The organism is Mucilaginibacter sp. KACC 22773 (genome assembly GCF_028736215.1).
Taxonomy (GTDB): domain Bacteria; phylum Bacteroidota; class Bacteroidia; order Sphingobacteriales; family Sphingobacteriaceae; genus Mucilaginibacter.
The window spans coordinates 6,729,791-6,741,299 of record NZ_CP117883.1 but is presented as its reverse complement, the minus strand read 5'-3'; the positions used below and the strand labels follow the sequence as shown (position 1 = coordinate 6,741,299).

7 protein-coding genes are annotated in these 11,509 nt (G+C 42.7%); 3 read left to right on the top strand and 4 right to left on the bottom strand.

Annotated features, from left to right (window positions below; all coding sequences use genetic code 11):
- Positions 1-222: 222 nt before the first annotated feature.
- The 4 genes from PQ469_RS27865 to PQ469_RS27850 form a co-directional block, all read right to left on the bottom strand.
- Positions 223-2,673, bottom strand: a complete 2,451-nt coding sequence (locus PQ469_RS27865; RefSeq protein WP_274210601.1) for an outer membrane beta-barrel family protein — start codon at positions 2,671-2,673, stop codon at positions 223-225.
- Positions 2,674-2,919: 246 nt separating this feature from the next.
- The gene (locus PQ469_RS27860) at positions 2,920-3,141 is read right to left on the bottom strand and encodes a hypothetical protein (protein WP_274210600.1); all 222 of its coding nucleotides are present in this window, start codon (positions 3,139-3,141) and stop codon (positions 2,920-2,922) included.
- A gap of 24 nt (positions 3,142-3,165) precedes the next feature.
- Entirely contained in the window at positions 3,166-4,836 is a 1,671-nt protein-coding gene (locus PQ469_RS27855) for a PspC domain-containing protein (protein WP_274210599.1), read from the bottom strand.
- A 24-nt stretch (positions 4,837-4,860) separates the two neighbouring features.
- Positions 4,861-5,193 carry a PadR family transcriptional regulator gene (locus tag PQ469_RS27850; protein WP_090639171.1) on the bottom strand — a complete coding sequence of 111 codons (333 nt, stop codon included), beginning with the start codon at positions 5,191-5,193 and terminating at the stop codon, positions 4,861-4,863.
- Positions 5,194-5,376: 183 nt separating this feature from the next.
- On the opposite strand from PQ469_RS27850, the gene PQ469_RS27845 reads away from it, so the two are divergent.
- The 3 genes from PQ469_RS27845 to PQ469_RS27835 are packed head-to-tail and all read left to right on the top strand — an operon-like array spanning position 5,377 to position 11,145.
- Positions 5,377-8,592: a SusC/RagA family TonB-linked outer membrane protein gene (locus tag PQ469_RS27845; protein WP_274210598.1), complete on the top strand. Its 3,216-nt coding sequence runs from the start codon at positions 5,377-5,379 to the stop codon at positions 8,590-8,592.
- 20 nt (positions 8,593-8,612) lie between these two features.
- Positions 8,613-10,172: a SusD/RagB family nutrient-binding outer membrane lipoprotein gene (locus PQ469_RS27840; protein ID WP_274210597.1), complete on the top strand. Its 1,560-nt coding sequence runs from the start codon at positions 8,613-8,615 to the stop codon at positions 10,170-10,172.
- A 43-nt stretch (positions 10,173-10,215) separates the two neighbouring features.
- The gene (locus PQ469_RS27835) at positions 10,216-11,145 is read left to right on the top strand and encodes a DUF1735 domain-containing protein (protein WP_274210596.1); all 930 of its coding nucleotides are present in this window, start codon (positions 10,216-10,218) and stop codon (positions 11,143-11,145) included.
- Positions 11,146-11,509 lie beyond the last annotated feature (364 nt).

The window sequence follows — 11,509 nt, the reverse complement described above, 5'->3', positions numbered from 1 at the left end:
CCCTTCCCCGGGGAAGGAAGAGCGCATGCCCTCAATTTATTTCTTCCGGACACCTGTGTTTATAACCCCAACAACGGCGCGGCGCTTCATAAAAAAGGTTCGGTTGAAAAGGTCAACCGAACCTTTTTTATTGGTATTTGCCCACTGCCCACTGCCCACTGCCCACTGCCTGCTGCCTGCTGCCCACTGCCCACTACCCACTGCCCACTGCAAACCGCCCACTTAATTATTGCCTTTCACCCTGCCTTTTTCATCGTCGGCGCCGCTGCGGTGCTGGCGTACTTTGATGGAGTTGTTGCCAAAGTTGTAGGTGAGGGTAAGCCGGCCTACCCTCGAGTCGTTTCGTTGCCTGATATCGAAGTTGTTGCCAAGCTCGTTGCTGCTTAGGTTGTTGCGGCGGATGTTAAATACATCGTCGCAGGCCACTTTAACATTCAACTTTTTATTATAGAAGGATTTGCTGAGGCCAAGATCGACCGAGTAACGGGGCCTTATTTTATATATACCGTAGGTTAACCTGGATTGGTAATCGCCCATAACCTCTAACCGGGCGCCGGCAAACTTAAAGGTTTGGGTTGTACGTGCCTGGTACGCCCACTGGCCATTGTTAAAGTTGAAGCCTGCAAGCGAATCGGATTTAAAGCCGAGGTAAAACGCTGTTACGTTGATATTGCCCTCCCACCATTTGGTAATGGTGAAGGGGGTGTTGATGTTGGCATTGTAGCCTGTTTGCGTTTGCAGGTTTTTATTGGTTTGAAATGTTTTTTCGCCTTCGGTTAAAATCAGCTCGGTAATGGCATCGGTGGTACGGCTGTAGCCCAGGCTAACATTAATGGTTTTATTATAGGTGTAGTTAAACTCGAAGTTTTGGGTATACTGCGGGTTAAGGAAGGCATTACCTTTTTGAAAGGTATACGGATCGAGATAAAAAATGAAGGGGTTAAGCGCATCATAACCCGGCCTATCAATACGGCGGCTGTACGATAGGCTTACCTCGTTTTTATCATTGATGGTGTGGTTAATAAATGCGCTTGGGAAAAAGTTAAGGTAGCTGCGGTTTACCGGCGTGCTGCCTATAAGGTTGCCGTTTGATTGGGTATGCTCGGCACGCAGGCCCACCTGTATAGATGTTTTTTTGAACTGCTTGTTCAGGTTAAGGTAGCCGGCTTCAATTTTCTCGTCGTAAATAAAGTGGTTGCTGCGGCCTTTATCGTTAATATATACGCCGCTGCTGTCAATCTGGGCCCTTAAATCGTTATCAGTTTTAACGTTGCTGTATTTGGCGCCGGCTTCCAGTTTTATGGTTTTGGTAAGCGGTTTGGTATAATCAACCTTAGCAGTATATATGGTAATGGTTGACGGGCTTTGGTTACGCAATAACTGCGACGGGCGCTGCGGGCTGCCATCGGCTAAAAAATAATCGGTAGTGTATTGCGCGTTGTTGCTGTTGTTAAATTTAGAGTAATCAAGGTCGAAGCTTAGTTCCTGGCCGCTGGTGTCAATTTTAAGCCTGTCGTTAAGGTTAACGGCTATGTTTTTGTAGGCCTGCTCAAAAATTGAATTGGTGCGCAGCGATGAATCGGCAGCACCATATTTGGTGCCTATTATGGTAGATGTGCTGTTGTGGTTGTTTTCGGTATTTGAGTAGCCACTTACCACAAAGCCAATGGTATGTTTGGGGGTAAGGTCGTAGTCGGCGCCAATGCGGTAATTATTATAATGATTGGCATCGGGCATAAATGACTGCTGGTTAAAATAGTTGGTAACCCCCTGGGCGTTGCTCACCACGCGGTCGAGCAGTAAGTCGTGCGCGCGTTTGCTGTCGCCGCGGCTAAAAGTGCCAAACACATTCAGGTTGCCATCCTTATGGTTAAGGTTAAGGCTGCTGTTATCTCTCCAATACCTGCCTTTGGCCACGCCGGCCGTAATACTGCCATTGGTACCCGACTGGGCATTCTTTTTTAATTTAATGTTGATGATGCCCGAGTTACCCGCGGCATCATATTTAGCCGATGGGTTGGTAATAATTTCGATAGATTTAATGGTGTTGCCATCGGTTGAGCGTAACAGTGTAGCCAGTTGCGCGGCGGTAAGATAAGTAAGCTTATCATTAATCATTACGGTTACACCCTGTTTGCCTTTAAGGCTGATGTTATCGTCTTTATCCACAGTTACGCCGGGGGCCCGTGCCAAAATTTCCATGGCGGTGTTGCCGGCGGCGAGTACGCTGCCTTCTACATTCATTACGGTGCGGTCAATTTTGCGTTCAACAAGCGGTTTGGCGGCGGTAACGGTAACCGTTTTTAAAGTGGTATTGCCGGGCTGCATGTTTAAAACGGGCACTTCAACCTTGGTTGAGCCTTCGGTAACGGTAAAAGGTTTGCTCACCGCTTTTACATAACCTACAACGGTGGCTTTTACCAGGTATTTACCTGCTGGTATTTTATCAAAGGAGTAAACGCCATTATCGTTACTTAAAGCGCCTTTAACTATGGTGGAGTCGGTTGCTTTGATGATGCTTACGCTGGCATAGTCAAGAGGTTTGCCCTGGTCATTTACCAGCGAACCTGATACTTTGGCGGCACCCGTATTGCCGGTTTGGGCAAAGGACGCGCTCCAGCTGATAACTACAAGCAGGAGTGTGTATAATATATGGTTGATTTTAGTTTTCATTATTGTGTTGTTAAAAAGTTTGGGCAATACAATGCCGTTAAGGAAAATAGCTCCTTTTAAAATTTGTAAATAAGTTTTTAGCTGTTTTGGCGGTGGCCTTAAGTGTGTTTAGTAATTATTTGATATAAGCTTTTTATTCATAGTGTATGTCAGTTTGAGGCTGGCCAAGGGGTAAGCGCCTTCGCCGGGGCCTGATCTGTAATTTTTGTGTCTTTTTGTATTAAGATGCACAATAGGGTGCTTTGGTTACAGAGAAATTAAACTTTTTAACGCAGGGAATAAATTTTTAGCAATATTTATGATAATGGCCTGGCCTATTGGCTGGCTGCTACCGGGTTGGGTTGGCGCAGTAACAAATGGATTTGGTTTAACGGCAGGTGTCGGGCTTTGGTTAAATGTAAGGCAGTAAAAAGCAATAATAAGCCCGCTAAATAATAGCAGGCTTATATATTTTACAACTGATCGCATTTTATGTTATACAACGATGTGGTTTTATTGCTGATTTGCATTTTTAAGGCTATCGGCTACCTCCTGCCTTCTCAGGCTGTCGATAGTGGCCTGTGGTACCGGCGGGATATCGCACTCGATGCCGTTTTCTTTCATGATAAATTTTGCGCCAAGCGGGTTAAGCGGTTTATTGCTTTGCTGGCAATCATAAGGGTTAAAACCGATGTTAACATCCAGCCTGGTATCAATAACCAGCTTGGAGTTCAAGGGTACCTTTAAGGTGAGGTGCAGCTCCTGCCCGCGCCAAAGCGTACCGGCGGTTCTTTCCAGGTGGCGGTCAAATTTCAACACCGAGTCTTTTTGGATAAAGCGGTAGGTAATGTTTTTTGTATTGGTAAGCGCATCCTCATAATCGCGGCCGCGGGCGGTGAATGATTCAACCAAAACAGGTTGTGCTACATCGCTTTTTTCAATATCGATGCTTACGCGGCTTGGGCCGTCCATCTCTTCGTTGCCATTAAAGTCGTCATCTAAAATAACCATGCCGTTAAAACGCTCTTTTATGCGCAGGCGGGTGCTATCCTCGTTGCTCAGGTATTTGGCATCGTTAAGCTGCAGGTAATAGGTGTTGTTTGCCGGGGCTTTAATGTTAATGGTGGTGTTTAGCCTTGCGCCTTCCCTAAAATCAACAGATGCCCTTACACCGTAATATACTACTGCGCCAAGCGCGGCCAGCCATACACATAATAAAGTGGTGCCAACCGAGCGGTTGAATGATGCGTTACGGAACAGAAAGCCAATAATGAGTAATATAATAGCGGTTAAAGGGATAGCCAGTAATAAAAAGCCGCCTGCTATAAATACAAGATTGGTATTATGGTTAACTATATTGAACGGAAATATATGGTAGATATCTGTTTTGCCGAACGCTAAAAACATAATAACAACCACAATAAGTGCAATAGCAAGGCCAAAACAGCCCAATAATATACCACCGGCTATTATTTTACCAAGCAAGCTGCCGGCACCCCGTAGAAACACGCCAAGGTGGTCAAAAAAATCGCCGATAAAATCGCGGGTTTTGTAAACAAATGGCCTGGCCTCGTGCTGAAAGTTGTGCAGGTTTTCTTTAACGGAGCTCAGTTCTTCCTCGAAACTCTTTTTAAAACCTTTCAGGTCTTGTTTCTCGCCTTTCATAGCCATCCTGTCGGCGCGGCTAACGGCTTTCGGGATCACCATCCACAATATAACATACAAGAAGAAGCCGCTGCCTGCCACACAAAGGAAAATTACAAAGGCCAGCCTGATCCAAACGGCCGGGATATCAAAATAATTGGCAATGCCTGCTGCAACACCGCTCACCAGGTGATCATCCGGATCGCGAAAAAGCCGGCGGCGTTCGGTGTTATAGGCATAGGAGGTGTTTCCGGGCGCTTTTGCATCGTTTTCGGCCGATTCAAAGTCCTCAACCGAGCCCATTTGCTCAATTACAAGCTTTACGTCCTGCTCAACAATGACTTGCTTGCTTTGGCTTGCTAAAATTTCGTTAAACATTTCGGCAATGCGGTTTTCGATGTCGGTTGTTATCTCCAGGCTATCGGCCGAGGTTGAAAAATGACGTTTTACATCTGTCATGTAAAGTTTAAGTACGTCATAAGCATCCTCTTCGATGTGAAAAACGATGCCATTTATGTTGATGATGATAGTTTTGTTCATGATGGGTAATAATTTCAGGTTTTTTTATTTTCTGTCTCCAATGGCCGTTTGCACAGCATAAACCAATTCCTGCCAGGTTTTATCCAGCTGTTCCAGCACATTCCGGCCCTCGTCTGACAGTACATAATACTTTCGGGGCGGTCCTGAAATCGACTCGACCCAGTTGTAAGTGAGCAGTCCATTGTTCTTTAAACGGGTTAATAGCGGGTACAGAGTACCCTCAACTACAAGCAGTTGGGCTTTCTTTAGCTCAGCAATTATGTCTGAAGCATATGTTTCGCCCTTGGCTATGATGGATAGGATGCAGTACTCCAGTATGCCCTTCCTCATTTGGGTTTGTGTGTTTTCGACGATCATAATACAAAGATATATGTTTAAGATTGTATTATGCAATACATAGTACTAAAATTATTAATATTTATTATTAAAGATGCTTTTTTTAAAAAAAAGTCATCTTTTTAAAGATTTTACTTGACTTTTTGATAATGTAACATTACTTTTAACATTAATTAACTATTAACTGATCTTATTATTAACAAAATGAAAAAACTTCTACTAGCAAGTTTGTGCTTTCTGTTGTTATGCCTAACACAGGTGCACGCACAAAACCGTACAGTTACTGGTACGGTTACGGCCAAAGACGATGGCTTACCCATTCCGGGAGTATCAGTGAAAATCAAGGGGACTTCAAGCGGTACGCAAACCAACGCTGCCGGTAAATTCTCTCTCAGCGTATCTCCGGGAGCGGTACTTTCTTTCTCTTTTATCGGTTATAACAGCCAGGATGTGGCCGTTGGTACAAAAAGTACAATTGAAGTTGTGCTTTTGAGCGCCAACAGCCAGTTGAACGAGGTTGTAGTAACAGCGTTGGGTATCCAAAGGCAGGCTATTTCGGTAGGTTACTCTACTGCAAAAGTATCTGGCAAAGAAATTACCCAGGCAAAACCTATCAGCGTTGTAAACGGTTTAACCGGTAAAGTATCGGGATTGCAGGTTTCAACTGTTAACAACGGTTTGTTTGCCCCAACGCGTGTAACTTTACGTGGTAACAGGTCATTACTTGGTAATAACCAGCCGCTTTATGTTGTTGATGGAGCTATCTTCTATAGTGATATCAGCACACTTAATCCAGAGGACATTTTGGAAATTAACACGTTGAAAGGTTCAAGTGCCTCGGCTGTTTACGGTTCTGATGCATCAAACGGTGTTATCGTAATTACAACCAAACATGGTACAAAAGGTACCTCTAATTTAACGGTATCATCAACCTACCAGGTTGAAAAGGTTTCTTACATTCCTGAATATCAATCTCGTTTTGGCGCTAACGGCGGTGAAGGCGAGGTTTTTGACTTTACCAAGTTTGGCGATGGTAATGGTAACTATTATTATTTCCCTTACGAAAACCAAAGTTACGGGCCTGAATTTAATGGCAAATTGGTGCCTATCGGTCGTCCATTGGCTGACGGTAGCTCTGAACTAGTACCTTACGCGGCAGTTAAAAATCAGAAAAAAGACTTTTTTGATACAGGTATAACTACCCAGCATAACTTTAACTTCAACTCTGGTGATGAGACAGGTAGTTTCTTCATGTCGGGCCAGGATTTGCACAGTAAATCAATTATGCCTAAAGATGAAGGCCGCAGGGACGTGTTCCGTATAGGTGGCGACAAAAAGTATGGAGCTTTTTCAACTTCATATTCTATGGCCTATACTTATTTAACAACCAATAAAACAGCTACAGGCACGGTTTATAATGACTTGATCGAATCGCCTGTTAATATCCCTGTTGTTGATTTGAAAGATCCTAACAGCAAATATGGCGGTGTTGATCAGTATTACAATGACTACTACATTAGCCCTGGTCAAATTATAAATGAAGTGAGGTTACTGAATGTTGAAAACCACATACAGGCCAACTTGCAGGCAAATTTAAAAGTAGCCAAGTTTTTAACCTTATCATACCGCACTGCCCTTGACAATACCTGGGCAAGGTACGAGAATAAAGATGCAGGCAGAACTTATAGTGCTTTTACCAAGAGTGCCAACACGATGGTTTATCCTGATACTAATGGTGATGGAAAACTTGACGTTGTAACAGATGATGGCGCCGGTACTAAATATGCTGCCAATGATGTGTTGCCATCATATGGTACAGGTAACTCAACTAACATTTTATTTAGTTCTGATTTCCTGGCCAACTATAACTTCAAACTGCCATCTGACTTTAAAATTGATGGTACATTAGGTGTTGCTTATTTAGATAATAAAATTACTTATACCAACATTGGTCAAACTTCGCTAAACTTTACCCCATACAATACCTCTAACTTTACCGGCGCACCAGGTTTAGGTCAAGCTCAATTCCAGGCCCGTAAATTAGGTTATTTTGGTACTGCAACTTTAGGGTACAAAACTTACGCGTTTTTACACGGTTCATACCGTACTGACTTAGATTCAAGACTTTCTGAAAAAAACAAATATATTCCTTATTATGATATCGATGGTTCGGTAGTAATAAGCGAAATATTTAAAGGCATAGCCGAAAGTGATTACCTTAACTTTGTAAAAGTACGTTACGCGCATTCCTTAACAGGTAACGCCTCAGCCTTATCTGGCGGTTCTCAGTACATTGCTTATGGAGCTTATCAAACTATCCCAACTGTAACTGCTGCGCCAAACTTCCCTTACAGCGCATCGGGTTTGTCGGGTTACGTTTTAAACGGTACTATTGCTAACCCGAACATTAAACCTGAAAAGGTTACTGAAGATGAGGTTGGATTAGATTTAGGCTTCTTTAAAGACAGGTTAACCTTAACCGCATCAGCATACAAAGCTGTTACTAAAGATGGTATCGTAACTGCGCAGGTTTCACGTGCATCCGGTTTTACATCGGCTGTATTGAACGCTGCGAATACACAAAATAAAGGTTTGGAGTTGGATTTACATGGTACTATCATCAAAACACAAGCTGTTACCTGGAATATGGGCGTTAACTATACCAAACAAAGCAGCCGGGTTAACAGTATTGCTTCAAGCTTAAGCGAGTTAAACGTAGGCGGTAACACTTATGCTATTTTGCACATGCCATATGCCCAGATTAAAGGGTATGACTGGACAAGAGACCCCGCTACTGGTAAAGTAATTGTTGATGCCAATACCGGTTTGCCAACAAGAGCATCGGCAACATCAGCGTTAGGAAATGTTAACCCAACCGATTTGTTAGGTTTTACATCATCATTAAGCTACAAAGGTTTTACTTTAAATTTAACAGTTGATTACAGAGGTGGTTACAAAATATTTAACCAGATTTCAAATACACTTGACCACGCTGGTAACAGTATCACTTCTACACTTACAGGCCGTCAGCGTTTTGTATTCCCGAACTCGGTTTATAAAAATGCTCAGGGGAATTATGTTGATAATACCAACATTCTTACTCAGGATGGTAACTTTAACTTTTTCCCAACCACTTACTTAGGTGTTGATGCCAATTATGTAACCAGTGCCGCCGCCTGGAAATTAAGAGAGGCTACTTTGAACTATAACTTCCCTAAAGCATGGTTACGCGAAGTGAAATTTGTAAAAAATGTTAACGTAGCAGTTTCTGGTCGTAACCTGATCATGATACGTCCGAAAACTAACAAGTACACAGATCCTGAGTTTAACGATGATACCAGCAACGCCGTTGGTAGAACTACATTGAACCAGGCTCCGCCAACAAGAATAATCAGCGGTACATTAGCTGTAACTTTTTAACAAAGAAATTGATAGAAAAAATGAAAACGAAAACAATATTTAAGCGAAAAGTTAACCTGGGTTTGCTTTTCTCTGCTTTGATGTTAACGGGTATTGTAGGATGTCAGAAGGGAACGTTTGATGTTAACAAAGTTAACCCTAATACGCCAACGTCTGCCCCTTCTAAATATTTATTAAGCGCGTCATTAACGGCTACCGCAAGTTTAATGCACGGCGGTAACTCTGATATGATCAATAACTGGATGGGCTACTGGACACAAAGCGGTGGTTTTACACCGAGTACAACGTACGTAATTTATCAGATAACCAGCAGCAACTATACGGGTAACTTTGATAACGCCTACCTTAACTTATCAAATTACAATTTGTTACTGAAAAACTCAGCTTCCGATCCTTTGCAAGCTAACTTTAAAGGAATTGGGATGATTATGGAAGCTTTTGTTTTTCAGCGGTTGGTTGATTTGTACAACAAAATCCCTTATTCACAGGCGTTCGCTACCAACGCTACATTTTCCTATAAATATGACAATGATCCGGCAGCCACGTATAAAGCATTAATTGCTAAATGCGATTCGGCAGTTGCTGTTATCGGTTCGGCGCCAGCAGCAGCCATAAATCCCGGTGCTTATGATGTTGTGTTTGGTGGTACTATGACCAAATGGGTACTATTTGCAAAAACATTAAAATTAAAAATGTTAATGCGTCAGACCGAAGCCGGTTTAGGGAGTGCAGCTGTAGCTACGGCCCTGTCGGGTACAACCGCTGCTGATTATTTAGCCGTTGATGCCGCTGTTAATCCAGGTTATTCAAATGCTTCTTCTGGTCAGTTAAATCCATTTTACTATAACATTATAGCCAATGCCACAGGCCAAAATGGTATAAACACTACTTATTATCGTGCAAATAGTTATGCCGTGAAATTTTATCAGGACCATAACGATCCACGCGTGAATTATTTTTATGCACCATCTGGTAAAGAGACGATAGCTTATACCACCCCAAGTAGTGATAGAAGTGCTGTTAAAGGCAGGGCTTATGGTAGTACTAACGGTAATGGTGAATCAAATTCAGTGATATCAGCTATTGTTGGCACTGGCTTTACCGCTACCGGGACTCCAAAAGGTCCAACTCAATCAGCACCGCTTATCACAGCCTTCGAAAGCTTATTTTTACAGGCCGAAGCAATACAACGCGGTTATATTGCCGGTGATGCAAAAGCTGTTTATAATGCTGCAGTAGCGGCAGATTTTACTTTCTTAGGTGCACCCGGAGCATCTGCATATACCAACCAGGCAGATGCCTTAACAAGCTATGATTCTTCGCCGGATAAGCTTACGCTTATCATAACCCAAAAATGGGCGGCTATGAACACCGTTGATCCCCTGGAATCATATAGCGATTGGAGAAGGCTTGGAATACCAAGAGATTTACCGGTATCGGCTTATCCGGGTGTTACAGTGGCGCATATCCCATACCGTTTGCCTTACCCTATAAACGAAACCACCCTTAATGGGGCTAACGTACCTTCTGGTGGTACCGGTACAGACTTATTCACATCTAAAATATTCTGGATGAAATAAGCTCAGGGCTTATGTTTAAGAAATAATTAAAAAACGAAAAGAAATGAAAAAGTTAATCATATTATTAGGAGTCCTTACCGTCTCGCTTACGTCTTGCTTGAAAGACAAGCCAAACGTGGATTTTTCAAACCTTGGCACATTTGCAGAGATTGTGCATGCAGGTAAGCCCTACTTTGGCGAAGCTGCCATTACTGACCCGGGAACAGGTGCCGACCTTACGATTACAAGGAACCTGCAAATCAACGTTACGGGCCAGTATGCGCCTACTAAAGATGTAGCTGTTACCATAGCCGTTGATAATTCGATAATAGCAACTTATAATGCATCTGATAATTCAAACGTATATGAGGCGATGCCAACCGGTTCTTATTCGATATCTGCAACCACCGCTACTATTAAAGCAGGAACCCGTTTAGCTAATTTCACGGTAACCTTTAAGAAAGCGATGCTTGACCCTGCAAAAAGCTATATGTTGCCAATTGTACTTAAATCGGCTACTAACGCTTCTTTATCGGCCAACTACAGCATTAAGTATTACCACTTTATTGGTAATGATTTTGCTGGCGATTACACCTGGCATTTCCGCAGGTACAACAACTATGGTGTGGGTAACCCTCCGCCTGCTGGTACCGCACCATCTGGTGGTTCATTTGACGATGTTGTTACTATTTACCCTGTAACAGGCACCCATTTCCAGGTTACCAGCGGGTATTATACTGCTGCAGTTAATTACGATGTAAGTTATGTTAAGGCTGGTGGTTTATTCTCTAAATTCACCATTGCGCTTAACGCAACTGATGTTGCCCGTGATTACACACCAAACAATATTATTGTAACACAGGCCCCGGTTATTGTAGGTTATGATGATACAAAATCATATACCTTTGCGGAAGCTCTAAAATTACTCCACTTCCAATACGCAGTTACCGGATCGGGTAATGCAAGATGGATTGAGGATACTTATGTACCATAACGAATAATACAATGTTATTTTATAAGGGGACTGTTGAGAAAACAGTCCCCTTTTTTGTCTGGAACCGGTAGCTAAAATTATATAAGCTCAAGTATTGGTGTCGTTACCTTGGGACAGGCATCTACGCGATACTGCGTTCAGGCTTATGGGTGTAAATACATTCAACAGAAGTTTCTTGATGAAATTATTTAGTTAATAAATGCTGAGCAGGTTTACCGGCAAATAAAGGATATAAACTGATGGGTATTGAGTTTGAAAATAAAACACTTAGCGCTATGTAACTATGCCGGCATGGCCCGAATAAAAAGATATTTTACATCACCTGTTTCAATATGCAGAACAAGTGCGTATTGTATTTGAGGTA